General features: G+C 70.2%; 1 pseudogene. It reads right to left on the bottom strand.

What is annotated here, in order from left to right:
* A pseudogene (locus tag AC5RWD_RS23205) lies at window positions 1–497 on the bottom strand (HNH endonuclease signature motif containing protein); the annotation flags it as partial.

Genomic DNA, 497 nt, shown 5'->3' on the forward strand with positions numbered 1-497 from the left:
CTTGGCCGGTGCGGCCGGTGTTGATCGGACCGGTGTAGGCCGGCTGGGGTCCCTGGGCGTCCTGGCCCCACTGTGCGCCTTGGGCCCGTTGTGCGTCTTGCCGTTGCTCGACTTTGGTCAGGAGGTCGCGGTAGTCAATGGTGGCCAGGATTTGGGGCCGGTGTCCGCCGTTGGCGGGCAGGGCGTCGGTGGTGAGGGCGGTTTGGCAGGCGCCGACGAGCCCGTCAAGCCGTTTCTGCCCCTGCGAGCGGCGGTCCAGAGGGAGCTCCGGGACGCCCGGGGCGTCCCAGCCGGCAAGACCGCCCTCAATGTTCCCGTCTGCGCTGGCGTTTCCGCCCCCGCCGCTGTTTCCGTCGCCGGTGGCCTCGCGTCCGGTTCCGGTTCTGTCGCCGGGGGCCGGGGTGCGGGGGTTGGTGGCAGTGTTCATGACGGTGGTGAGGGTTTCGAACTGCTCGGCGGTGGCAAAGATTTCGAGGTGCTGGAGGCCGTGCTTGGGG

This window comes from Arthrobacter sp. CMU6, assembly GCF_059090205.1.